Below are 23897 nucleotides of genomic sequence, written 5' to 3'. Positions count from 1 at the left end.
ATTTTATTTAAACAAAAAATTTTTAGAACATCCATATATATTCTTATTCATCAATTGTTATTTCAATATCTAATTCTTTTAATTGTGATTCAGAGACATTTGAAGGTGCATTTGTGAGAAGACATTTTGCTTGTTGATTTTTTGGAAAAGCAATGGTTTCTCTAATTGAATCTGCACCAATGATCAGCATGGTGATACGATCCAATCCGAACGCTATTCCACCATGAGGAGGAGCCCCCATTTCTAAGGCTTCTATTAAAAATCCAAATTTTTCATCAATCTCTTTATCAGTAAGTCCAACCGTTTTCAGGACCTCTCTTTGTAAGTTCGCTTCATGAATACGTAAAGAGCCACCTCCTAATTCCAATCCATTGAGAACTAAGTCATAAGCATTTGCTGTAGAGCTCTCAATTTCTTTTTTCAAGTTTTCAGAATCTTTAGATTTAATATTTTTTGGAGAACAAAAAGGATGATGTAGAGCTTCATATCTATTTTCATCTTCATTTCTCTCAAACATTGGGAAGTCAGTTACCCACAAGAAATTCCATTTACTTTTATCAATAAGATCTAAGTCTTTTGCAATATATTGTCTAACCCTATCTAATGACTGATTGACAATTTGTTTATCTCCAGCTCCTAAGAGGATTAAGTCTCCATCTTTTGCTTCTGTGATTTTTAAAATATCAGCTATGTGCTCTTCACTTAAATTATTTTTAATTGCCCCAATAGTCTCAAGCTCATCTCCTTTCACCCTTATAAAGGCCAAGCCACCAGCTCCTGCATCTTGAGCTACTTGGAAGATATCACCTCCTGGTTTAATTCTTACGTTGCTAATACTTGAATTACCTCCTTTGACTGTTATGGATTTTATATAACCTCCAGACTTAATTGCTTTAGTGAAAATATTAAATCCAATATTACCTAATACTCCTCCTAAATCTTTTAATAACATTTGATATCTAGTATCTGGTCTATCAGTGCCGTAATTATCCATTGCTGCCTGCCATGACATTTTTGGAAAAGGATTATCAAAATTAATATTTAATACTTCTTTCCATATTTTTTTTATGAGACTTTCATTAAAAGAAATTATTTCTTCTTCACTAATAAAGCTCATCTCAATATCTAGTTGAGTAAACTCTGGCTGTCTATCTGCCCTTAAATCTTCATCACGGAAACATTTTGCGATTTGATAATATTTATCTAAGCCCCCAACCATTAAAAGTTGTTTAAATAGTTGTGGGGATTGAGGTAAAGCAAAAAATTCTCCATTTGAAAGACGTGCAGGAACAAGAAAATCGCGAGCGCCTTCAGGAGTTGACTTTGTAAGTAATGGGGTCTCTACTTCTGTAAATCCAAGATTATCAAGAAATTCTCTAGCAACCTTAATAATCTTATGTCTTGTTTTTAAATTTTCTAGTAATTTTCCCCTTCTTAAATCAAGGTATCTATATTTTAATCTGAGTTCTTCTTTTGTATTTTCATAATCATGTATAGAAACTGGAAAAGGTAAGTTGTTTTTAATTTGGTTGAGAACTTGCAAATCTTTAACCTTAAGCTCTAACTCTCCAGTACTTAAATTTGTATTTATGGAATCTTTGGGCCTTTCATTAATAATTCCGCTAACCATTATTACTGTTTCATTTCTTAGAGTTTCTGCTTGTTTAAATAGATCTGCACCATCATCGGGGTTAATTGTTATTTGTAGAAATCCACTATGGTCTCTTAAATCAATAAAAATTACACCACCATGATCTCTTCTTCTATCTACCCATCCGCATAAATTAACTAATTTACCAATATCTGTATTATTGAGTTCTTTGCAAATTTTGTTTCTCATCTAAGTATGATTTATTTATCAATAACTTATAATAATTCTTTAAGGGTAAATTTAGTTAATAATTTTTTTTATAAAACGCTCTCTTTGTTATTACCCCTTTGAATTTTTTGCCTCTTATTGATATTTCAACTTCATTATTTATTAAGGCATGCGAAGTATTGATGTATGCAAAAGCTATAGCTTGTTGTTTAGTTGGAGACCAACTGCCGCTTGTGATAGTGCCAATATTTTCTTCATCTTTAAGAACTGCGCAACCTTTTCTTCCTATCGCTTTACCTTCTATAGAGAGACCTACTAACTTTTTTTGAATACCTAATCTTGACTGCTCTTCAAGAAATCTCCTACCAAAGAATTTGTGATTATTTTCTAGATGTACTAGCCAGCCTAACCCTGCTTCATATGGAGAAGTTTCTTCATTGATGTCTTGACCATAAAGATGCATGCCTGCTTCAAGTCTAAGAGTATCTCTAGCTCCTAAACCACAAGGTTCAACATTTTTGGAAATTGAGAAATCCCATAAATTAATTGCTGCTTTTTTAGATAAAAGTATTTCTAGACCATTTTCCCCTGTATATCCTGTCTTTGAAACGAAAATTTTTTCTTCAGGCGAAATATGTTCAAAAATTTTATATTCGCATCCAAAGTTAGGGATATATGAGATGGAAGATTCAATCCATTCTTCAAATAAATCGAATGAGTTTTTTCCTTGTAGTGCTAAAAGTACTTTGTCTTTTTTAAAGTTTGTTATCGAAATTTCAGACATATTTAAATTATTTTTTATCCACTGAAAATCTCTTTCATATCTACTTGCATTAACTATTAACAATAATTCTGATATGTCATTTTTTTGTATACCAAGGTCATATATTATTAAATCATCTATAATTCCACCTTTATCATTTAGCATTACTGTATATAGCCCTTGACCTTCAGAAAAGGAGTATAAATTAGTAGGAAAAAATTTTTGAATATAATCCTTTGGATTGATTCCTTTAACAGATATCACACCCATGTGAGAAATATCAAATAATCCTGCTGAAGATCTAACTGATTCATGCTCTTTAATTAATCCTGAAAATGATATGGGCATTTCCCAACCTGCAAAATCCACTAATTTTGCATTGGATTCAACATATTTTGAATAAAGAGGACTTTTTAGCAAACCCATGAAATATTTAGTTTGTATTTAGTATTTTTACACTGTAGTTTAGAAATTTTTTATTGCATATTTTCTAATGACAAAATTAAGCTTCTTAGTACTTTGGCTGCAACTATGCTACTAACTCCGCTTTTATCAATTTCTGGAGATAATTCCACAATATCTGAAGCTACAATTCTAAATTCTTTTAAAGTTTTCAGTATTTCTTCAAAATCATTCCAAAAAAATCCTCCCGGTTCTGGAGTGCCTGTCCCTGCTAATAAACTGGGATCAAACCAATCTAAATCTATTGTTAAATAGATTGGAGACTTAGCGTATGGTAGAAGAGCTTGTTTTAATTCTTGTGCATTTCCGCCTGGACAAAAGTTAACTAATTGTTTGTTGTTATGCATAATGTGAAATTCTTCCTTAGTCCCACTTCTTATTCCTATTTGCAAAATTTTCTTTTCAGGTAGAACTTCTAAGCATCTTTTCATGGCACAAGCATGACTATGTTTATTGCCTATATATGATTCTCTTAGATCTGCATGAGCATCAAGTTGAATCAATATCAAATCTGGATATTTTTTTACTAATGCTTCAATAGCACCTCTTGTAATAGAGTGTTCGCCTCCAAGCATAATAGGACTAAGGTGTTTACTAATTAAATAATTTGTTGCTGTTTTAACCGATTCAATAACGGACTTTGAGTCATTTTTATCAATAAGTATTGATCCAAAATCAACATACATAATATCCTCTAAGTCTTTTTTTATTTTTGGACAATATGTTTCTAAACAAGTACTGACTTGTCTAATTGCTTCTGGACCAAATCTTGCTCCTGGTTTAAACGAACATGTCCCGTCATAATTAACTCCAAATATACCAATTGAGCAATTCTCAGGACTTCTTTTTGCTCCCATATAAATTGCATTTTCGTTATCAAATAAATTTTTTATCATTCTATGAATTGAGTTCTTTTAAAATTTTATTTGGTATCATTTTGAATGCTGCATTTTGAAAATTTAAATTCCAAATTTCACACCCTTTTTCTATTTTTACGACTTCATCATAATTTTGCTTTGATAAATTTAGATTTTCTGAAGAAGCAAATGTCCAACTCCAAATCCCGCTTGGATATAGAGGCACAAAGGAATACATAGTTTCAGAAACTTTAAATATATTTTTTAGGGTTTTCAAAATATTTATGTGAATATTTTTGAAGGATTCAGGAGATTCGCTTTGCGTTGCTAATATCCCCTTTGGTGAAAGTATTCTTTTACATTCTTTATAAAAAGAATCTGAAAATAATAAATTTGAAAATTCTGAGGGATCTGAACAATCTACAAATATAACGTCGTAAAAATTATCTTTTGTTTTTTTTACCCATTTAACGCCATCATCAACATGTATTTCTAATCTTTTGTCATTCCATGCTTCGCCTCCAATTTCTTTTAGAAATTTTTTAGATATTTTGATTACCTCTTCATCAATTTCGACTAGATCAATTTTTGATATTTGAGAATATTTAACGCATTCTCTTACAGTACCACCGTCACCACCGCCAATAATTAGTACATTAGATTTTTCGTCAATGCTACTTAATGCAGGATGCACAAGACACTCATGATAGTATTTCTCATCTTTATATGATGTCATCCAGCAACCATCTAACATTAAAGCTTTACCATAATAATCATTTTCAATAACAATAATTTCTTGATATTGTGAGGTTTTTTTAATTAGAATTCTCCCATTCAGGCCCAATCTTGAGCCTTTATGATATTCATCTATCCATGTTGTAGTATTTATCATTTGTTTTTAGGAATTTTTCTCGCCAGTTTTTGTTTGGCTATTTGCCAAAGCCGTTGAAAGTCTTTAGGAGTTTGTTTTTTAATATTATCTCCTGCATGCTCTTCGATGATTGAAAATCTGTCTAAAAATTTTATATTAGTTTTTTGAAGAGCTGATTCAGGATTAATCTTTAAAAAGTTTGAGAGATTAAGAAGGGTAAAGTAAATATCCCCAAATTCATTTTTTATCTCTGAATCATTTTTACTTTTAATTGCTTCCTTTAATTCATTAATCTCTTCTTCTAACTTTTTAAAAATCTCATCAGTACTTTCCCACTTGAAACCATGTTTTTTAACAGCATTTGTGATTTTATCTGTTCCAACCGTTGGCGGTAAATTTTTAATTTTTAAATTTAAACCTCTACTAATTGAAGATTTCATATGAGGTGCTTCTTTTTCTAAATTTTTTATTTTTACCCAAATCTGTTGTGATTTTTTTAATGATACTTTTTCTTTTTTATCAAAAATATACGGATGTCTATAAATAATTTTCTTGTTTAGATTTTTTATAACATCATTTAGTGTAAATTCTTTTTCTTCGTAACTGATTTCAGCATGAAGCATTACTTGTAATAAAAGATCTCCTAACTCTTCACATATGTTATTTGCATTTTTTTCATAAATCGCATCAATAAATTCATTACTTTCTTCATACAAAAATGGGATCAAAGATACATGAGACTGTGTTTTCTGCCAGGGGCAGCCCCAAGTTTTATCTTTTAATGCTTTGATGTTGGATATTAAAATTTTAAAACTATTTATAGTCTCTAAATCGGAATTGTTTTCCAATTTATATCTATTGTTTGAGGACATAGGATATATTTTATTAATTAAATTTTGCCTTAATCATGAAATATTTAAATACTTAGTATAAATTTTTCAACTTCATCTATTAGAATGGTTTATTATAAGGGCGATTAGCTCAGCGGTAGAGCGCCTGCCTTACAAGCAGGATGTCCCTGGTTCGAACCCTGGATCGCCCATTTATTATTTTTATAATGACTGAGATCGTAAATCTTTCAATCAGTCAAAGTGCTGCTTCAGAACTATCTAGGCAAGCTTCTTTTGGAGGTTCTCCAGGAGAAATGTCGATTGATTTGGTAGAGGATAAGAATTGTTCCGAAGGATGGATGCATATTAAATTAAAGCCGGGTACATGTAATGGATCCCCTATTTCAAGAACTGAAGGAGTAACTTTATACGCGGATGTAAAAAAGTTTAATTTACTGAAAGATTTAAAATTAGATTATTACGGTGATTTGAGCGGTGGTGGATTTCTTATTTCAACACCAAAAAATGCAAAACGATGTTCTTGTGGTTCTGGTTTCAAACTTTTGTAGAATGGATATGTCTTTTTTGCAAACTAATATTATTTTCAATAATTAGCTGCTCTCAAGATAAAATAAATAAAAAGTTTATTGAAATAAAATTTGCACATGACAGAGATGAATGATCAATTATCTTTAGAGAATTATTCACCTTTTGAAGTAGAGAAAAAGTGGCAAGAAAAATGGGAAAGTCTAAAGGCGTTTAGTCCTAACCCTGAGGATGATGGGGAGCCTTTTTGTGTTGTTATTCCGCCACCAAATGTAACTGGATCTTTGCATATGGGGCATGCATTTAATACGGCTTTGATAGATGTTGTAGTGCGTTTTCAAAGACTTTTAGGTAAGAATGTTTTGTGTTTGCCGGGAACTGATCATGCTTCAATAGCTGTTCAAACTATTCTTGAAAAACAATTAAAAAGTGAAGGCAAAACAAGCGAGGATATTGGAAGAGATGAATTTCTTAATAGAGCATGGAATTGGAAAGAACAAAGTGGTGGAAGAATAGTTTCTCAATTAAAAAGGATAGGATATTCAGTTGACTGGACTAGGGAAAGATTTACTCTTGATCAAAAATTAAATGAAGCAGTTATTGAGGCTTTTAATATTCTCTATAAAAAGAATTTAATTTATAGAGGCGAATATTTGGTTAATTGGTGCCCTGAATCTCAATCTGCCGTAAGCGATCTTGAAGTTGAAATGCTAGAAGTAAATGGTAATTTATGGCATTTCAAATACCCTTTAATTTCTGAAAGCGGTGAACAGTTGGATAAGTACTTAGAAGTTGCAACAACAAGACCAGAAACTCTTTTGGGTGATACTGCTGTGGCAGTTAATCCTGATGATGATAGATATAAGGAATTTATTGGTATCAAAGTAAAAGTTCCTTTCGTTGATAGAGAAATACCTATTATCGCTGATTCACATGTTGATAAAGATTTTGGTACTGGTTGTGTGAAGGTTACTCCAGCCCATGATCCAAATGATTTTGCAATAGGAAAAAGGCATAATTTAAAACAGATTAATGTAATGAATAAAGATGGAACTTTAAATAGTAATGCAGGTATTTTTAAAAATTTAGATAGATATGAGGCTAGAAAGAAAATTATCAAAGAATTGGATAACTTAGGCCTTTTGACAAAGATAGAGGATTATAAACATACTGTTCCTTTTTCTGATAGAGGTAAGGTGCCAATTGAACCTTTATTGTCAACACAATGGTTTTTGAAAATGGATGATATATCGCAAGGATGTCTTAATGAAATAGATTCTAAAAAACCATCCTTTATTCCTCCACGCTGGGAGAAAGTTTATAAGGATTGGTTAGAGAATATTAATGATTGGTGTATCAGTCGGCAATTATGGTGGGGGCACCAAATACCAGCTTGGTATGTTTTAGACGAATCTCAAGAATCAATAGAACAAAATACTCCATATATCGTTGCAAGAAATGAAGAGGATGCCTTAATCAAAGCCAATAAAAAATTTGGATTAAATATTAAATTGGTTCGTGATAAAGATGTTTTGGATACATGGTTTTCAAGTGGTTTATGGCCTTTCTCAACTCTTGGTTGGCCAAATACAAATGATCCGGATTTTAAAAAATGGTATCCAAATAGTGTTCTTGTTACTGGTTTCGATATTATTTTCTTCTGGGTGGCAAGAATGACAATGATGGGGAATACTTTTACAAATAATATTCCTTTTAAGGATGTTTATATTCATGGTCTAGTTCGAGATGAAAACAATAAAAAAATGAGTAAAAGTTCAGGAAATGGTATTGACCCAATACTATTAATTGATAAATATGGTTCTGATGCTCTACGATTTGCTTTAATTCGAGAAGTTGCAGGTGCTGGACAAGATATCCGGCTTGATTTTGATAGGAAAAAAGATACGTCTTCAACTGTTGAAGCTTCAAGAAATTTTGCGAATAAATTATGGAATGCAACTAAATTTGTATTAATTAATAAAACTTCTAATAATAATTATTCGCTTAATGAGAATGATGAAACTTCTTTAGAGTTATGTGATAAATGGATTTTATCGAAATTGAATCAGGTAAATATAAAAGTCGCTGCTTTGTTGAAAGAATATAAATTGGGAGAGTCTGCGAAACTTCTTTATGAATTTACGTGGAATGATTTTTGTGACTGGTATGTAGAATTTGCTAAACAAAGGTTTAATAATAAAGAGACTAAAAATAGACAAATATCTGAAAAAGTTTTAATAAAAGTGCTTAATGATATTTTGGTAATGATTCATCCTTTTATGCCGCATATTACTGAGGAACTTTGGCATGTGCTGCAATTAAAACCAGATAATGCATTATTATCTCTTCAAAAATGGCCAATTCAAGAAAATAAATTTGTTGATAATAAGCTTGATAATTCTTTTCAGCAGCTCTTTGAAATTATTAGGCTGATTAGAAATTTGAGAGCTGAATTAGGTCTTAAGCCATCAGAAAAAGGTCCAGTATATTTAATTTCAGATAATGATGAATTGATTGATTTTTTAAAAACTTTAGTTGATGATATTCAAACCTTAACTAAATCTTCTGAAGTATTTATTTTTAAAACTAATGCTGTTGATAAAAAAGAGTTCGCTAAATCTTTTTCCGGGATAATTAGTGATTTAGAGGTTTACTTACCTTTTCAGGATTTTGTAAATATAGATGCATTAAAGGAAAGGTTAACCAAGGATTTAAAAAAGGTGACTGTTGAATTAGAAAATTTAAATAAGAGATTATCTAATAAAAATTTCGTTGATAAAGCTCCAAAAGATATTGTTGAAGAATGCAGATTTAAATTAAATGAGGGTTCGATACAAAAGCAAAGAATTACTAAAAAACTCGAACTTTTGAATTGACAATGAATATATTTCTTGAAAATATTTATAATTTGTCTTTTTTTTTTAATACTGGTTTTGGTATCTTTTCGTTTGTTTGTATTTATATTTTAATCGTTTTATTAATACTTCCAGCCTCGTGGTTATCTTTATTATCAGGTTTTTTATATGGCTCATATTTAGGATCAATTATCGTTTTCATTTCCGCTTCCATAGGAGCATCAGTTGCTTTTTTTGTATCAAAAAGTTTTTTTGCAAAAAAGCTTAAAAATCTTTTTAGCCGTTATCCAAAATTAAGTGTCATGGAAAAAGTAGTAGAAAAAGGCGGACTTAAATTAATTTTTTTAGCGAGATTATCACCGATATTTCCCTTCAGTATTCTTAATTATTTTTATGGTTTGAATAATGTTAAATTTAGAGATTTCGCTTTTGGTCTTCTTGGAATAATTCCAGGAACTTTTCTTTATTGCTCAATAGGTAGTTTGGCAAAAAGTATTCAGGAGTTAAAAAATTTGCAATCACCAAATAATTTATATATTACAAGCATTGGAATTATTTCAACTTTTTTAGTTGTATATTTCTCCGCTAAATACTCCAGAGAATATTTTGAAAAATCTTAAGAATTTATTCTTTAATATTCCAATCTCTAATTGATGCAATTAATATAAACCACAAAAGCCTTAATTTACCTAATAAAGTTTTGTTGGCTTCTAATTCGATATATTTTGCCTGTCCACAAGGTGTTTTTATGAAGTTGAAAACTCTTTTCTTTGTCATAATTCTTTCAAAAAGTCCTGATAATTATTCTTATATTTTATAGCCAAGATTTTAATTTTTTTATTTAAAAACCACATTTTTCTTTGCCTACTTTGTTGATTATTATTTTTTAAAATTCAAACTTTTTCTTCATCTTTAAATCCTCTAAAGCATTTAAATCTAGGAAACCTAAGACTAAAAGCCACTGCGTCCTTTGACTTAGTTTTTGCATCGGCTCTGATTTCTACAAGTTGACCAACGAGATGATTACGTTTTGACCAATATTCTTCACGTTGGATATCACTAAATCCGCTTCCGCAACTAAGACTGTATTCATACCCATCATCTTCTCCTTCTACCAGGATTGCTCCCAGTCTCCCTTTGTTGCGACCTGTACCTTCCTCAACCGATACAACTTTTAAAGTGACTTCAATAAAAGGTTTTGCTTTTAACCAACTGTGTGTTCTTTTACATTCATACATAGCATCAGGATCTTTAATCATTACTCCTTCATAACCACCTTCCACAGCAGATTTATTGAGCTCTACAAATCTTTTTTGTCCTTCAATAGTGTCGAGATCTACATTTTCCCATTCAAGTGTTTGTATATGTTTTAGAAGCATAGAATGTTTTGCTACCCATTCTTTTACTAATAAACTTCTTTTTGTTTGACTAGTGTTCCATCTCCCTTTTTGAAAGTTTGCAAGGGGACATAAGTCAAATAGGTGGAGAACTGCGTCTTTAGTTTGTTTGCCATCTTTTCTATGTACCTGTTTCATTAAATCTTGAAAGTTAGCGCTCATCACTTCACCATCTAGTACTAAGTCATAAGGTGCTGGGTCTTCTTTTAAGGCGTCTTCTATTTCTGAGATAATATGACCAAAATTATGGAATTGTTTCCCATTACGAGAAAACATTTCTACTTTATTTTGTCTAATAATAGTTAAGACGCGTACACCATCTAATTTGATTTCAATTTGCTTTTTTCCTATCATTTTTTTCTCATGATTAGCACTGTCATGAGCTAAAGGACAAGAAAAAATAGGAATAGCATATTTGGGAAATTTCTTCGCTATCTTGTTGATTGTTTTTTCAGATACACCACATCTAAGATCTTTAATTAAAACTCTTCTATAAAATCCATTCCACTCTTTTTTTGTTGCAGATTTCATAGCCGTAAGAATTGCATCGCGAGCAGCGTGACCAGTAAGTTCTCTTTGAATAAGCTTATTGGCTAATTTTCTAAAATCTTCCCATAAAAAATTTTCACTTTTTTCAGTCTCTTTCTCCGGGACAATTTTTACACCAAAAGTTACCAATGGATCAAGTGCCATGCGTATACCTTCAAAAAAATCATCTAGACCTTCTTCCATTGCTTCTAAGATGATTTTTTCTTTATCTAATCTACTTGGGTGTAATTCTAATTGATGTATTATTTCTTCTTTAAACAATTCTTTTTGCCTCACAAGAAATTATTAATTCACTTTAGCTATTCTGTCTATTTTCCAATCATTTTCAGTTTTTGCAAAAGTAAAATCTAATGGGAGCTCATCTTGTTTGTCTTCTGATTTTAAATTCAAAGTTATTATGATTTGATCTTCTTGGACTCTAGGTCTTCCTGATTTTAAATTTCTATATTTATTGAGGTTTAAACTAGCTAAAAATTTAAGAAAGTCTTGTCTTTTTACATGAGTTTTATAAGTTTTTGTAGTCAAACCATAAGCTGCATCAATTCTGCCAGCAGCTATTTGATCGAAAAACTTTCTTACTAATGGATTAATTCCTCTGGCGCTTATAACTAATTTGACTGCATTAAAAGTCCAAAAGGAAACTAGTACAGCCCCGCCAACTAATAATGCTTTAATTCCAATATCTTTAACTAGTGTTGCATCCATGTTAATTTGAGTTTTTTATTACTTTAAGAAAAGAAATCGTTTTTGATGGCTTTTTTTGTCAAAATAATACTAATTTTAATCCATAATGACTGTAATTCCTCTTTTACCTTTATTTCATAGATTTAATAGCCAATATTTTGAAAATTCCTTAACGGTAAATAATCACCCTTTAGTAAAAGTTAAATGGAGTGATAACAGATTAAAAACTACTGCTGGTTTTTATAAAAGAAATCGTATTAATGGGTTTATAAATTCTGAAATTATCTTATCGAAACCTATCTTGAGTAAATTATCTACTAGTGAAATAAACAGTACTTTATGTCATGAAATGATTCATGCATGGGTAGATAGGATATTAAAGAAAAATGAGATACATGGTCCAAATTTTCTAGAAAAGATGCATGAAATTAATTCAAAAGAGAAGAATTTTCAAATTGCTGTAAGGCACTCATTTCCTGTAGAAAGAAGAGAATTAAAATATATAGGAACTTGTCAACATTGTGGCGAGAAATTTTTTTATAGAAAAAGAATAAAGAATATAGCCTGTAAAAAATGTTGTGTAAATTTCTTTAATGGATCATGGAATAAAAAGTGTTTAATTTTGTTTGATTAGAAATAATTAGATGTGTTTTTGTTTCTATCTTTGGAATTATTTATTTTTTTAATGTAATTTATATTTTAAAAAGAATAATAATTTATGGATTCAAGGAGAATTAGAAATCTTAGAAATAGTTTTGATAGAAATATTGTTGATAAACAAGTTGATAAAATTTTTGAAACTGGAAGACAATTCGTTGATGGAGTATCTGGTGCTAGGCCAGGTAAAAGAAGGAACTCAGATTTTCAAGGAATAACAAGTAAGAGTGTTAAAAAAGTAGGAAGATGGGTATCTGAAAAAGTGGATTTATTTTTTGATGAAGAAAATGATGATTGGAATGATGAGAATTTTTACGATGATCAAAGCGATGTTAAGACATTTTCCAGAGAATCAAATTCTTATGAATCTATTACAAAGCATTCAAAAAGACCTTTAGAAGCAATATCTTTAAGGCAACCAAAAAATTTACAGACAACTGAGCAAAAAAAATTACCTTATGTGAAAGAGAGTAAGGACGAAGAATGGCCAGATGAAATGGATTTCAAAGTTGAAAGATGGCAAAGAGCTTCAGAAAATGAGAATAATATTTCTAGAGATCAATCAATCCAACAAGTTCAATCAAAATCAAGAAATCTTCCCAGATCAAGAAGAAGAAGAGTATAGTTTGGTAAATTCTTTAATTCCTGAATAACCCAGTAAAGTTTCTAAATTTGGACTGAAAACTTCCCTTATGATTGTTAAGGGTTTTTTGTCTCGAAAAAATCTATAATTTCTTGACCAGAATGGACCTTTAAAGCAAAATTGATCTTCTAACCATTTTGCATTGACAAGTGAAATACGATCAACTTCTCTGAATAATTCTGATCTGTCTTGTGTCAAATTCTTCCAAATTGGCTCTTCTTTGGCTTTTAAATTTTCACTCACTTGATCTGCATTCCACCAACTTTCTGCCCATGCTAGATTTTTATTATTGCTTTTGATCCATACTTGTCTTCTAATTAAAGGGCCATTTAACTGATTTAATTCTGTAGGGCCTTCTTGAGTGGATAGAGGATCTAATTGCATTGAAATTAATTTAATTTTTGTCTCTTGATTAGTTAAAAGCTGCAGATGTCTAGTTGGACTTCCATCCCCAAGCAGCATTAATTTCCATGGACCAGATATTTTTGGTAGTGAATTCTTCACTAAAAAATTAGAGGCTTTTTCTTCCCATAAAATTTTTGGAGAGTTAAAAAGTTTATTATTCAGTGCTCTGACAGAATTCTTTTAAGATGATAACTTTTTTTCAGCAAAAATATTTGCCTTATCTTTTTTTATCTCTCTTATTTTTAGCCAAACAAGTAATGCAGTTAAATCAGCTTTGCTAACACCAGGAATTTTTGAGGCATCACCAAAATTTTTTGGCTTGATTTTATTCAAATTTTCTCTAGCTTCTAGAGATAATGTATCTATCTTTTCATAATTTATTTCTTGAGGCAGAGATTTATAGCTTTGACGATTTATTTGTTCAATGTTATTTTTTTGTCTTTTGAGGTAACCCTCATATTTAATATCTATTTCAACACCTTCTTGTATTGAAGAAGCTAGATTTTTTTTAGTTAAATCATATTTTATTAGATCTGAATAATGAAAGTTCGGTCTTTTTAATAGTTCTTTCAAAGTTGTTGAGCCTTTGATTTTTGATCCAGTGTCTAATACTATTTGTTTTGCTACTTCATCGGTATTTTTTAAACGGGTGTTTTTTAATCTTAATTTCTCTTCTTCGAGGACTTTCATTTTTTGTTGATAGGCCGACCATCTTTTCTCGTCAATTAGCCCTATTTGATAACCTAATGGGGTTAATCTCCTATCTGCATTATCTCCTCTAAGAGTCAATCTATATTCACTTCTACTAGTAAGTACTCTGTATGGTTCTTTAAGATCTTTAGTAATTAAATCATTGATCATTGTTCCTATGTAGCTGCTTTCTCTAGTGAAGATTATTGGATCTTTTTTATTTAGTTTTCTTGTCGCATTGATTCCTGCAACTAATCCTTGTGCTGCTGCTTCTTCATAACCAGTAGTTCCATTAATTTGTCCAGCGCTGTATAAATATTCAATTTCTTTAGTTTCGAGTGATGTTTGAAGCTGTGTTGCAGGTATATAGTCATACTCGACAGCATATGCTGGTCGCAACATTTTACATTCACTTAATCCAGGCAAGGTTCTTAAAAGTTCTAATTGAATATTTTCTGGTAAACCTGTAGAGAATCCTTGAACATATATTTCAGGAGTATTAATTCCTTCTGGTTCTAAGAAAATTTGATGTGATTCCTTATCAGCGAATTTAACGATCTTATCTTCAATTGACGGACAATATCTTGGCCCTTTACTATCAATAAAACCACCGTAAATAGGTGTTAAATGTAAATTGTCCCGAATTAGTTGATGTGTTTTAGAAGTTGTTCTTGTGATATGACAACTAACTTGAGGCATATTATTTTTGATATCTGGGTCAAATGAAAAATATTTATCTGCTGCAGTACTAGGTTGAATATCTAATTCATCAAAACTGATACTTCTTTTATCAACTCTTGCTGGAGTGCCTGTTTTTAAACGTTCTGTTTTGATACCAATTTCGTGCAAATTTTGAGTAAGACCTTTTGCTGCTTGTTCGCCCGATCTACCAGCTGACATTGATTTATTTCCTATCCATATTCTTCCTTCTAAGAACGTACCAGCTGTGATGATAACTGATCTTGCTGAATAATAACTACCAAAGAAAGTCCTTACACCCTTTATTCTTTTTTTTAAACTTTTTTTGGAGTGCAATCCGATTTCTTCAGTTTTTGCAATATCCAGTTCAGTAATCATTGCTTCTTTTAAAGATAAATTTTCTGTATTTTGTAGTATTTCAATCATCTTTTTTGAGTATTCTCTTTTATCTGTTTGAGCTCTTAATGCCCATACCGCTGGGCCTCTACTTGCATTTAAGATTCTTTTTTGTATGGCTGTCTCATCGGCTAATTTACCAATAATTCCACCTAATGCATCAACTTCATGGACCAATTGACTTTTTGCTGGCCCGCCAACTGCAGGGTTACAAGGTTGCCAGGCAATCCTATCTAAATTAATTGTAAATAAGGCTGTAGAAAATCCTAATTTTGCGGTTGTTATAGCTGCTTCGCATCCTGCATGTCCTCCTCCAATAACGATAATGTCAAAAGATTCATTTGTTGAGTTATGATCTTGCATTTTAGGATCGATTCAATTAGCTAAATTCCTAAATCTCGTAAATTGAGGTTCAAATAATAATTTAACAGTTCCTACGGGTCCATTTCTATGTTTAGTGACAATGATTTCTGTAATTCCTCTATCTTCAGTCTCTGGATTGTAGTATTCATCTCTATAAATCATTAATACTAAATCTGCGTCTTGTTCAATAGAACCTGATTCTCTTAGATCGCTTAACATTGGTCTTTTATTTGTTCTAGACTCTACTCCTCTACTAAGCTGAGATAAAGCTACTACTGGTACTTTTAATTCTCTTGCCATGCTTTTAAGACCTCTTGTTATTCGTGAAAGTTCTTGCACTCTGTTATCAGGGGTTGATCCTTCCATCAACTGGAGATAATCAATCACAATTAATCCAAGTTCTTTTTTTTGTTCAGCTATTAATCTTCTGCACAGAGATCTCATCTCTAAAACACTTAAGTTAGGCTTGTCATCTATAAATATTGGTAATTGACCGAGTGAATTGATACCTTCTCCGAGTAATGGCCATTCATCTTGTTGTAATCTTCCTGTTCTTAGCCTGCCACTCTCGATTCCAACTTCCATAGAGAGTAATCTATATGTCAACTGTTCTTTACTCATTTCAAGGCTAAATACACACACAGGTAAATCTTGAGATTGAGCAACATTTTTAGCCAGATTAAGAACTATTGAAGTTTTCCCCATTGAAGGTCTTCCAGCAACAATTATTAAATCACTTCTTTGAAAACCTTGAGTCATCGCATCAAGATCGTAGAAATTTACAGGAATTCCAGCTACTGAAGTACCTAATGATCTTGACTCTATTTCATTGAAAGTACTCGTAAGTATTTCAGCCGCTTGAGTCAGACCTTTTGAAGGTTTTTCTTGACTGATTTCAAATATTTTTTGCTCTGCTTTATCTAGAACTTCATTAGTATCTTGCGTTTGATCAAAACCTAGTTGAACCACTTCATTTCCAGATCTGATAAGTTGCCTTCGCATGAATTTATCGTTAATTAAATTAGCAACTTGTTCTATGGAAGCTGTAGAGGAAACATTTTCAACTAGTTCTACCAGTTTGCTGTTTCCTCCAATTTTATCTAGTGATCCATTATCTGCTAACCAAGCACTCATTGATGTTAAATCAGTTGGTTTACCCTGGGTATGCAACATTAATGCTGTTCTGTAAATCTCTTGATGGGCATTTATATAAAAAGCTTCAGGTTTAATTAAGTCTGCAATTCTTCCGATCGCGTCTGGATCCAGAAGTATGCCACCAAGAACAGCTTCCTCCGCTTGAACGTTTTGAGGAGGTACTAATCCAGAATTTTCATTAATAAAATCCTTTTTAAAATTTTTATTTTGCCCATTATTTGGAAAAGGTACGGAAACCATATCTTTAATTGCTTAGATATATACTCTGACTACTTTTCAAAATAATGCAACAAATTGATTAACTTGTTACTTCAATATTTACTTCTGCATTTACTTCTTGATGTAATTTTATTTTTGCAGTAAAGGAACCTAAATTATGAATATCAGGAACAGTAATGTTTCTTCTATCAATTTCTTTTTTAGTTGCTGCTTCGATTGCTTCGGCAACATCCCCATTGGTAACCGTTCCAAAAAGTACACCATCTTCTCCAACCTGTTTTTTGATAGTGAACCTACCTATTGTAGATAATGCAGTTTGGAAATCTAAAGCTTCTTGCTTTAATTTATCAGCAGCGATTTTTTCTTTTGCTTTCTTCCTTTCAATTTGTTTAAGGACTGCTGGTGTTACATTCATTGCCTTGCCATAAGGTAATAGAAAATTTCTTGCGTATCCAGGTGCTACTTCAACTAGATCTCCTTCTTTGCCTAGTGATGCGATTGATTCAGTTAATGCGACTTGTACTCTTTTAGCCATGTAAATATTGAACAATATAGTTAATAATAAGACCTAGAGGGTAACTTTACTTTTTTTGCGAGACCAAATTTCGCAAGAATCTTAATATGTTCCCATGTTATGTCTATCTGACCTCTAAATAATCCTTGTTTTGCTGAATTGGGAAATGCATGATGATTATTATGCCAACCTTCTCCAAATGTTAATGCAGCAACCCAAGCATTGTTTTTAGATGAATCACCACTCTCAAATGGTGCTTTACCCCAACAATGCGTCGCGGAATTTACTAGCCAAGTTACGTGATAAACAACCACAAGTCTCAATGGAATTCCCCACAGGACTAGAGCCCATCCTCCAACGCCTAATTTTTGACCTATTGCGTATAAAGAAAGTCCAATAGGAATTTGTAAGAATAAAAAATATTTATTTAAAAATCTATAGTATGGATCCTTGATTAGATCTGCACTTAGTTTTGGAACAGCTTTTAGTGCCTCAACGTCTTTAAACATCCAACCCATATGGCTCCACCAAAACCCCTTTTTACTATTGTGATGATCTACTTCAGTATCTGAAAAAGAGTGGTGATGCCTATGTAAACCTACCCAATCTATTGGTCCATGCTGGCAACTTATAGCTCCACAAGTAGCAAAAAATCTTTCTAACCATCTTGGAACAATGAACGATCTGTGTGATAACAATCTGTGATATCCAAGTGTGACTCCTAAACAAGCAGTTACCCAGTAAAAAAACAATAATGAAGTGACTGCAGGAATACTCCAAAATTTTGGTTGTATAGCTACAAAAGAAAGAATATGAATTGCAACCATGAAAACTATTGTTCCCCAAGTTTTATGTAGTCTTGGAGGATATCTTTTTGAATGACTGGAAGGTTCCAGTAATTTTTCTGAGAGTTCTATAACTTTTTCAGCAGGAACAGGTTTTTTTAGCTTTGCTGTTTCTTGGAAAATTACTGAATTCATGATATTGAAATACTATTTTCAAAATTACCGATATGTAATATTATCATACTATACTATTGATAAGTTTAATTATCTGTGAGTCTCGGATATCGCGATAAATTATCTAGAGGTCGAAGGGCTATGGCTCATTTGATACACCTTTGGCATGAAAGAAATGGATGGTCTCACAGAGTTTTGCCACTTCTTTCTGAAGTTCTTGATTTAGGTAAAGTTCATAATTCGCAAATTTCTAATCTTAGGAATGGGAAGTTATCTTCGCCAGGTCCTGAAGTTTTTCTTGCTTTAGCTCAAGTTAATATGATTCTTGATCAAGGTATAGAAAAAATCAGGGATCGTTTTGAAAGCGATTACCCAGAGTTATGGAAATCTTTGGAAGAGTCTGCATTACCACTAAAAAATGATTCTGGTAATCCATTGTCGGCCGGAGAGTTATTCGAGATATTTTCAGGATTAAAATCTCTGCCTTCATCTTTTGACTGGTACATAGAAGATGAAGAAGCTTCTGTTTTAAGTGATGCTTTGTCAGTGCATTTTTGTCAGAATAAGGCTTGGAGATCATGTAAAATTCAGGTAATGGAGGCTTATCCTGTCAATAAATCTGCCCGTAGAGAACGTTTTGCTGAGGTAATAGCAGGAATTAGAGATTATACGGCAGAGGAATTAGATGGAGAACTACTTGATTTATATGAGGCTTCAAAAAAACTTTCTTATTTTCAGGGTAGAGGTCCTAATGCTTTCCTAGCGGAATTAAGAAATTTAGCTTCTGAAAAATAACATGAGTTTTCTTAATAAATGACACTAAACAATAACTTAAAACTGGCCGAAAATGCTGTCCTTTCTGTCGAAGAGAGTTTAAGTAAAGTTTTTCAAGAAAGGTCCAATCAGGTTTTCCAGAAATTAGAAAATATTTTGACAATTTTTAAGGAAGAAAAAGTTTCTACTAGTCATTTCAATCAATCTTCTGGTAGTGGACATGATGATATATCTAGAGAAAAAATCGATGCGGTTTTTGCAAAATTGTTTCTTGCTGAAAAGGCAGCTGTGAGGATGCAATTTGTAAGTGGAACGCATGCAATAAGTTCTGTATTATTTGGAATTCTTAGACCTGGAGATGTAATGTTATCGCTTACTGGGAAACCATATGACACCTTAGAAGAAGTCATAGGAATAAGGGGAGGAGGAAAAGGCTCTCTTAAAAATTTTGAGATTGAATATAAGCAAATAAATATCTGCGAGAATTTTGATTCTTTTGAAGAAAAAATTGTTCATTCTTTTAAAGAAAATTCATGCAAATTAGTATTCATACAAAAAAGTTGTGGATATAGTTGGAGAAAATCGCTTACAAATCATCAGATAGAGAAAATTTGTAGTCTTATTCATTCTCTTGATCCTAACTGTATATGTTTTGTTGATAATTGCTATGGGGAGCTTGTAGAAGATAGTGAACCAATTTCTAAAGGGGCAAATATAATTGCTGGATCATTGATTAAAAATTTGGGAGGAACAATCGTTCCTACAGGTGGGTACGTTGCAGGAGATGCAGAGTTGGTTGAGATGGCATGTTCTAGATTAACCTCACCAGGTATTGGTTCTTCTGCAGGAATAAATTTTGGACTAGGAAGATTAATTTTGCAGGGTTTGTTTTTAGCACCACAAATTGTTCACGAATCACTAAAAGGTGCAGATATGGTTGCAGGGGTTTTTAAAAATTTGGGATTTAAGGTTTTACCAGAGCCAGCAACATATCGATCTGATCTTATTCAGTCAGTAAGATTGAATAATCCTGATTTGGTACAAAAAGTTTGTCAATCTTTTCAAAATTCTTCACCAGTAGATTCTTTTCTGAATGTTGTTCCATCATCAATGGATGGATATGATTCAAAATTATTAATGGCAGGAGGTACATTTATTGAAGGTAGTACAAGTGAATTTTCTGCTGATGCTCCTCTAAGATATCCTTACAATATTTATGTTCAAGGTGGTTCTCACATAGCTCACATCAAAATTGCATTAATTCGATTATTATCTGAATTATTAGAGGAAAAATTAATTTCAAAGGATTCTCTACTTCTTTCATTAACTTAATAATGTCTTACCAGTTTCCAGACAACCTCAACTATGCTGATACACATGAATATGTCTTGGAAGAAAATGGTTTATTAAAAATTGGAGTTAGTGAATTTGCTATAGATCAATTAGGAGATATTGTTTTTGTTGAATTAGCTGATCAAGGGGCGACTTTGGAGAAAGGTGAGACTTTTGGAACAATAGAATCAGTTAAGGCAGTTGAGGAAGTCTATCTGCCTTTTTCAGGTGAAATAGTATCTGTAAATGAAAATGTTATTGATAACCCTGAGCTTTTACAGAATGATCCTATTGGAGACGGTTGGTTAGTCATTTTGAAACCAGAATCAAAAGCATCAATTGCTGATTTGATGACTTCAGAAGCATATAAATCAAAGGTTATGCCTAATTAAAGCAAAATCTTTATCCATAGGCTAAGTTATAGAAAAAATTGGACATGAAATCCACGGTTAATTCAGATTTATTTATTAACAGACACCTTGGCTTGAGTGATGCTGATGAGAGGAAAATGCTCTCTAAGCTTGGTTTTAATAATATTGATCAATTTATAGATCAAGTTATTCCTGAAGATATTCAGTTAAAAGATAAGTCTTCTGAAATATTACCCAGAGGATGTTCGGAAATTGAGGCTTTAAATGAATTAGAAGAGATTGCGAATAAAAACAATAAAATGAGATCCCTTATAGGACTTGGTTATTACGATAATCACATGCCTAAAGTAATCCAAAGACATGTTCTTGAAAATCCTAGATGGTATACGTCTTATACTCCATACCAAGCAGAAATTGCACAAGGAAGATTAGAAGCTCTTTTTAATTTTCAGACTATTGTTTGTGAACTAACAGGATTCCCTATTGCTAATGCATCTTTGTTAGATGAGGCCACTGCTGCCGCAGAAGCTATGGCTATGAGTTTTTCGGCAAGAAAAAATAAATCTTCGAAAGTTTACTTAGTGGAATCAAGTGTTTTTGATCATACTTTTAATGTCCTACAAACCAGAGCAAAACCTTTGGGAATATCCTTAAAACGCTTTACTCCAAGCAACCTTTCTAATCATGAGGATGTTTTTGGAATTTTGTTTCAATTACCTGGCAAAAATGGGGAATTATTTGATCCAACATTCTTAACATCTCAAGCACATAGATCTGAAATTATTGTAACGGCATGTATTGATCCACTGGCACAAGTTTTAATTAAACCAATCTCTGCCTTTGGTGTGGATGTCGCAGTAGGTAGTATGCAAAGATTTGGAGTTCCAATGGGTTTTGGTGGACCTCACGCCGCATTTTTTGCATGTAGCGAAAAATATAAAAGGCTTATCCCGGGAAGAATTGTTGGTCAAACTCTCTCTAAAAATGGAGAAAAGTCTTTAAGACTAGCATTACAAACAAGGGAACAACATATTAGAAGAGAGAAGGCTACTAGTAATATTTGTACTGCTCAATCTTTGTTGGCCATAATTTCTTCTTTTTATGCTATTTATCATGGACCTAATGGCTTAACCGAAATTGCTAAGAGAATTGTCCAGATGAGAATAAATTTAGAATCATGTTTGGCTGATTTAGGTTTTGTGGTACCTGATGGGATTAGATTTGACAGTGTTGATATTTATTCTGAGCATGCTCAAAAGATTCATAATGAAGCTTTAAAAAATGGATATAACCTAAGAATTTTGCCTTTGGGATCAACTATTGAAAACTCAACTGGTTTTGGTATCTCTTTAGATCAGATGACTAATGAAAAAGAAATTAAAGATATTGTGACTTTCATAGCGAACCTTTTAGAAAAAAAAGAATATTTAAAGCATATAAAATTCGATAAAGGATTTCATCTTGAAAGTTTAGATTTGAGATCTAGTGAATGGATGCAGCAAGATATATTTCAAAACTATCAAAGTGAAACTGAATTAATGAGATATATATTTCGACTTGCTGAAAAAGATTTTTCTCTTGTAGATGGAATGATGCCGTTAGGAAGCTGTACCATGAAGTTAAATTCTGCAGCAGAGTTAAATCCAGTCTCTTGGGCTAATTTATCTTCTATTCATCCTTTTTCTCCACTAGAACAAACTAAGGGCTATTCAAAAATAATATCTGACCTAGAAAAATGGATAAGTGATATTGTTGGTTTAAAATCAGTTTCTTTTCAACCAAATGCAGGCTCTCAGGGAGAGTTTGCAGGATTATTGGCAATAAATTCATATTTTGAATCGAAAGGTGAACTTTCAAGAAAAAAATGTTTAATTCCTAAAAGTGCTCATGGAACAAATCCTGCTAGTGCAGTTATGGCAGGATTTGATGTTTTAACTATTGAATGTGATGACGAAGGAAATATTGATTTTCAAGATTTGTCGATCAAGGTCAGGAAATTTGATAACCAAATAGGAGCCCTTATGTTGACTTACCCCTCTACTCATGGAGTTTTTGAATTGCAAATCAGAGAGATATGTGACTTAATTCACTCTGTTGGAGGATTTGTTTATTTAGATGGAGCAAATTTGAACGCTCAGGTTGGATTATGCAAACCGGGGAATTATGGTATTGATGTTTGTCATTTGAATTTGCATAAGACATTCTGTATTCCACATGGAGGTGGTGGTCCAGGAGTTGGTCCAGTTGCTGCATCAGAAACTTTAAGCCCATTTCTTCCTACTCATTCTTTAATGGATACAAATTTATCTAATAGTCCAAATTATGTATCCTCTGCCAAACATGGGAGTGCAAGTATTCTTCCTATAAGTTGGATGTACATAAAAATGGCTGGTCTTAGTGGTCTAAGGAAAGCAACTGCGCATGCAATTTTATCTGCAAATTATATTGCGCATTCTTTAAAGCATAAATTCAAGATTCTTTATAAAGGAAAAAATAATTTTGTTGCACATGAATGTATTTTAGATTTTAGAGATTTAAAATCCAAAACTGGTTTGAGTGTAAATGATTTGGCTAAACGATTAATAGATTATAGTTTTCATGCCCCGACTATAAGTTGGCCTGTTTCAGAGACGATAATGATAGAGCCTACTGAAAGTGAAAGTTTGGTTGAATTGGAAAGATTTTGTGAGGCTATGCTTTTGATAGCAGAAGAAATCAGCGAAATAGAAAAAAATATTGAATTAAAGAATAATAATGTAATAAGTAATGCTCCCCATACGCTGAAAGAGTTAATTGCTGATAATTGGCATTATCCTTATTCAAAAGAAAAAGCTTCTTTTCCTTATAAAACTCCAACATCTATTAAGTTTTGGTCTTCAGTTTCTAGGATTGATAATGCATATGGCGATCGCAATTTAATTTGTTCTTGCAATGTAAATCAAGGAGAGACCTTAGAAGAAAAAAAATGTGCTTAAAGGACTAGCATCCTTGTGTTTACTTAGTTATTATCAGTGAGAATAAAAATTTAATATTTTCTTATAGAATTTTTTTAAATTTTTTTATTACAATACTCGAGCATCAAATTTT

At 32.0% G+C, this 23897-nt stretch carries 22 protein-coding genes and 1 tRNA gene; 10 read left to right on the top strand and 13 right to left on the bottom strand.

The window, feature by feature from the left end; genetic code table 11:
• Positions 1 to 43 precede the first annotated feature (43 nt).
• The 5 genes from aspS to mazG are packed head-to-tail and all read right to left on the bottom strand — an operon-like array spanning position 44 to position 5644.
• Positions 44 to 1840, bottom strand: coding sequence for an aspartate--tRNA ligase (gene aspS / locus EV01_RS04880; protein WP_032518016.1), 1797 nt, complete (start codon positions 1838 to 1840; stop codon positions 44 to 46).
• A 55-nt stretch (positions 1841 to 1895) separates the two neighbouring features.
• Positions 1896 to 3008: a glycine cleavage system aminomethyltransferase GcvT gene (gcvT, locus tag EV01_RS04885; protein ID WP_032518015.1), complete on the bottom strand. Its 1113-nt coding sequence runs from the start codon at positions 3006 to 3008 to the stop codon at positions 1896 to 1898.
• 50 nt (positions 3009 to 3058) lie between these two features.
• The gene (gene speB, locus EV01_RS04890) at positions 3059 to 3940 is read right to left on the bottom strand and encodes an agmatinase (RefSeq protein ID WP_032518014.1); all 882 of its coding nucleotides are present in this window, start codon (positions 3938 to 3940) and stop codon (positions 3059 to 3061) included.
• A 1-nt stretch (position 3941) separates the two neighbouring features.
• The gene (gene speE, locus EV01_RS04895; RefSeq protein ID WP_032518013.1) at positions 3942 to 4793 is read right to left on the bottom strand and encodes a polyamine aminopropyltransferase; all 852 of its coding nucleotides are present in this window, start codon (positions 4791 to 4793) and stop codon (positions 3942 to 3944) included.
• Positions 4790 to 5644, bottom strand: coding sequence for a nucleoside triphosphate pyrophosphohydrolase (gene mazG / locus EV01_RS04900; RefSeq protein WP_032518012.1), 855 nt, complete (start codon positions 5642 to 5644; stop codon positions 4790 to 4792). Before mazG ends, speE begins: the two co-directional genes overlap by 4 nt.
• A 98-nt stretch (positions 5645 to 5742) precedes the next feature.
• On the opposite strand from mazG, the gene EV01_RS04905 reads away from it, so the two are divergent.
• The 4 genes from EV01_RS04905 (at position 5743) to EV01_RS04920 (ending at position 9623) form a co-directional block, all read left to right on the top strand.
• A tRNA-Val gene (locus tag EV01_RS04905) sits at positions 5743 to 5814 on the top strand.
• On the top strand, positions 5785 to 6171 hold the full coding sequence (locus EV01_RS09355; protein WP_072013473.1) for an AIR synthase: 387 nt from the start codon (positions 5785 to 5787) through the stop codon (positions 6169 to 6171). Before EV01_RS04905 ends, EV01_RS09355 begins: the two co-directional genes overlap by 30 nt.
• A gap of 96 nt (positions 6172 to 6267) precedes the next feature.
• Entirely contained in the window at positions 6268 to 9024 is a 2757-nt protein-coding gene (locus EV01_RS04915) for a valine--tRNA ligase (RefSeq protein ID WP_032518010.1), read from the top strand.
• Between the two features lie 2 nt (positions 9025 to 9026).
• Positions 9027 to 9623, top strand: a complete 597-nt coding sequence (locus tag EV01_RS04920; RefSeq protein WP_032518009.1) for a TVP38/TMEM64 family protein — start codon at positions 9027 to 9029, stop codon at positions 9621 to 9623.
• 4 nt (positions 9624 to 9627) lie between these two features.
• Here EV01_RS04920 and EV01_RS09720 read toward each other — a convergent pair whose 3' ends face one another.
• The 3 genes from EV01_RS09720 to EV01_RS04930 form a co-directional block, all read right to left on the bottom strand.
• Entirely contained in the window at positions 9628 to 9780 is a 153-nt protein-coding gene (locus EV01_RS09720) for a hypothetical protein (protein ID WP_193741387.1), read from the bottom strand.
• 116 nt (positions 9781 to 9896) lie between these two features.
• Positions 9897 to 11210, bottom strand: coding sequence for an RNA ligase family protein (locus EV01_RS04925; RefSeq protein WP_032518084.1), 1314 nt, complete (start codon positions 11208 to 11210; stop codon positions 9897 to 9899).
• 24 nt (positions 11211 to 11234) lie between these two features.
• Positions 11235 to 11654 (bottom strand): hypothetical protein, encoded by a 420-nt coding sequence (locus tag EV01_RS04930; protein ID WP_032518008.1) that lies wholly within the window; start codon positions 11652 to 11654, stop codon positions 11235 to 11237.
• Positions 11655 to 11739: 85 nt separating this feature from the next.
• On the opposite strand from EV01_RS04930, the gene EV01_RS04935 reads away from it, so the two are divergent.
• Entirely contained in the window at positions 11740 to 12267 is a 528-nt protein-coding gene (locus EV01_RS04935; RefSeq protein WP_032518007.1) for a SprT family zinc-dependent metalloprotease, read from the top strand.
• Positions 12268 to 12351: 84 nt separating this feature from the next.
• Positions 12352 to 12915, top strand: coding sequence for a hypothetical protein (locus EV01_RS04940; RefSeq protein WP_032518006.1), 564 nt, complete (start codon positions 12352 to 12354; stop codon positions 12913 to 12915).
• Here the strand turns inward: EV01_RS04940 and EV01_RS04945 are convergent.
• The 5 genes from EV01_RS04945 to EV01_RS04965 are packed head-to-tail and all read right to left on the bottom strand — an operon-like array spanning position 12895 to position 18354.
• Entirely contained in the window at positions 12895 to 13470 is a 576-nt protein-coding gene (locus tag EV01_RS04945) for a chorismate lyase (protein WP_193741389.1), read from the bottom strand. The genes EV01_RS04940 and EV01_RS04945 overlap by 21 nt on opposite strands.
• 48 nt (positions 13471 to 13518) lie before the next feature.
• The gene (gene mnmG / locus EV01_RS04950) at positions 13519 to 15486 is read right to left on the bottom strand and encodes a tRNA uridine-5-carboxymethylaminomethyl(34) synthesis enzyme MnmG (protein WP_032518506.1); all 1968 of its coding nucleotides are present in this window, start codon (positions 15484 to 15486) and stop codon (positions 13519 to 13521) included.
• 12 nt (positions 15487 to 15498) lie between these two features.
• On the bottom strand, positions 15499 to 16881 hold the full coding sequence (gene dnaB, locus EV01_RS04955) for a replicative DNA helicase (protein ID WP_032518004.1): 1383 nt from the start codon (positions 16879 to 16881) through the stop codon (positions 15499 to 15501).
• 58 nt (positions 16882 to 16939) lie between these two features.
• Positions 16940 to 17395 (bottom strand): 50S ribosomal protein L9, encoded by a 456-nt coding sequence (gene rplI, locus EV01_RS04960; protein WP_032518003.1) that lies wholly within the window; start codon positions 17393 to 17395, stop codon positions 16940 to 16942.
• Between the two features lie 20 nt (positions 17396 to 17415).
• Positions 17416 to 18354: an acyl-CoA desaturase gene (locus EV01_RS04965; RefSeq protein ID WP_025945515.1), complete on the bottom strand. Its 939-nt coding sequence runs from the start codon at positions 18352 to 18354 to the stop codon at positions 17416 to 17418.
• Between the two features lie 75 nt (positions 18355 to 18429).
• Here EV01_RS04965 and EV01_RS04970 point away from each other — a divergent pair, with 75 nt between their 5' ends.
• Genes EV01_RS04970 through gcvP form a run of 4 tightly spaced genes read left to right on the top strand, consistent with a single transcriptional unit; the run spans position 18430 to position 23785 of the window.
• Positions 18430 to 19128 (top strand): hypothetical protein, encoded by a 699-nt coding sequence (locus EV01_RS04970; RefSeq protein ID WP_032518001.1) that lies wholly within the window; start codon positions 18430 to 18432, stop codon positions 19126 to 19128.
• A gap of 18 nt (positions 19129 to 19146) precedes the next feature.
• The gene (locus EV01_RS04975; RefSeq protein WP_032518000.1) at positions 19147 to 20439 is read left to right on the top strand and encodes an aminotransferase class I/II-fold pyridoxal phosphate-dependent enzyme; all 1293 of its coding nucleotides are present in this window, start codon (positions 19147 to 19149) and stop codon (positions 20437 to 20439) included.
• A gap of 2 nt (positions 20440 to 20441) precedes the next feature.
• On the top strand, positions 20442 to 20831 hold the full coding sequence (gcvH, locus tag EV01_RS04980; RefSeq protein WP_032517999.1) for a glycine cleavage system protein GcvH: 390 nt from the start codon (positions 20442 to 20444) through the stop codon (positions 20829 to 20831).
• Between the two features lie 44 nt (positions 20832 to 20875).
• Positions 20876 to 23785, top strand: coding sequence for an aminomethyl-transferring glycine dehydrogenase (gene gcvP / locus EV01_RS04985; protein ID WP_032517998.1), 2910 nt, complete (start codon positions 20876 to 20878; stop codon positions 23783 to 23785).
• Positions 23786 to 23897: the final 112 nt, after the last annotated feature.

The organism is Prochlorococcus marinus str. MIT 9401 (genome assembly GCF_000760095.1).
Classification (GTDB): Bacteria; Cyanobacteriota; Cyanobacteriia; order PCC-6307; family Cyanobiaceae; genus Prochlorococcus_A; species Prochlorococcus_A marinus_I.
The sequence above is the reverse complement of the archived record's forward strand: the minus strand, read 5'-3'. Positions and strand labels throughout refer to the sequence as shown.

Bases quoted from the DNA above. Each gene is read 5' to 3' on its own strand.
- EV01_RS04935 (WP_032518007.1), top strand. From the start codon at position 11,740: ATGACTGTAATTCCTCTTTTACCTTTATTTCATAGATTTAATAGCCAA.
- gcvP (WP_032517998.1), top strand. From the start codon at position 20,876: ATGAAATCCACGGTTAATTCAGATTTATTTATTAACAGACACCTTGGC.
- gcvH (WP_032517999.1), top strand. From the start codon at position 20,442: ATGTCTTACCAGTTTCCAGACAACCTCAACTATGCTGATACACATGAA.
- gcvT (WP_032518015.1), bottom strand. From the start codon at position 3,008: ATGGGTTTGCTAAAAAGTCCTCTTTATTCAAAATATGTTGAATCCAAT.
- EV01_RS09720 (WP_193741387.1), bottom strand. From the start codon at position 9,780: ATGACAAAGAAAAGAGTTTTCAACTTCATAAAAACACCTTGTGGACAG.
- mnmG (WP_032518506.1), bottom strand. From the start codon at position 15,486: ATGCAAGATCATAACTCAACAAATGAATCTTTTGACATTATCGTTATT.
- aspS (WP_032518016.1), bottom strand. From the start codon at position 1,840: ATGAGAAACAAAATTTGCAAAGAACTCAATAATACAGATATTGGTAAA.
- dnaB (WP_032518004.1), bottom strand. From the start codon at position 16,881: ATGGTTTCCGTACCTTTTCCAAATAATGGGCAAAATAAAAATTTTAAA.
- EV01_RS04930 (WP_032518008.1), bottom strand. From the start codon at position 11,654: ATGGATGCAACACTAGTTAAAGATATTGGAATTAAAGCATTATTAGTT.
- EV01_RS04965 (WP_025945515.1), bottom strand. From the start codon at position 18,354: ATGAATTCAGTAATTTTCCAAGAAACAGCAAAGCTAAAAAAACCTGTT.
- EV01_RS04940 (WP_032518006.1), top strand. From the start codon at position 12,352: ATGGATTCAAGGAGAATTAGAAATCTTAGAAATAGTTTTGATAGAAAT.
- speE (WP_032518013.1), bottom strand. From the start codon at position 4,793: ATGATAAATACTACAACATGGATAGATGAATATCATAAAGGCTCAAGA.
- rplI (WP_032518003.1), bottom strand. From the start codon at position 17,395: ATGGCTAAAAGAGTACAAGTCGCATTAACTGAATCAATCGCATCACTA.
- EV01_RS09355 (WP_072013473.1), top strand. From the start codon at position 5,785: ATGTCCCTGGTTCGAACCCTGGATCGCCCATTTATTATTTTTATAATG.
- mazG (WP_032518012.1), bottom strand. From the start codon at position 5,644: ATGTCCTCAAACAATAGATATAAATTGGAAAACAATTCCGATTTAGAG.
- EV01_RS04975 (WP_032518000.1), top strand. From the start codon at position 19,147: ATGACACTAAACAATAACTTAAAACTGGCCGAAAATGCTGTCCTTTCT.
- speB (WP_032518014.1), bottom strand. From the start codon at position 3,940: ATGATAAAAAATTTATTTGATAACGAAAATGCAATTTATATGGGAGCA.
- EV01_RS04915 (WP_032518010.1), top strand. From the start codon at position 6,268: ATGACAGAGATGAATGATCAATTATCTTTAGAGAATTATTCACCTTTT.
- EV01_RS04920 (WP_032518009.1), top strand. From the start codon at position 9,027: ATGAATATATTTCTTGAAAATATTTATAATTTGTCTTTTTTTTTTAAT.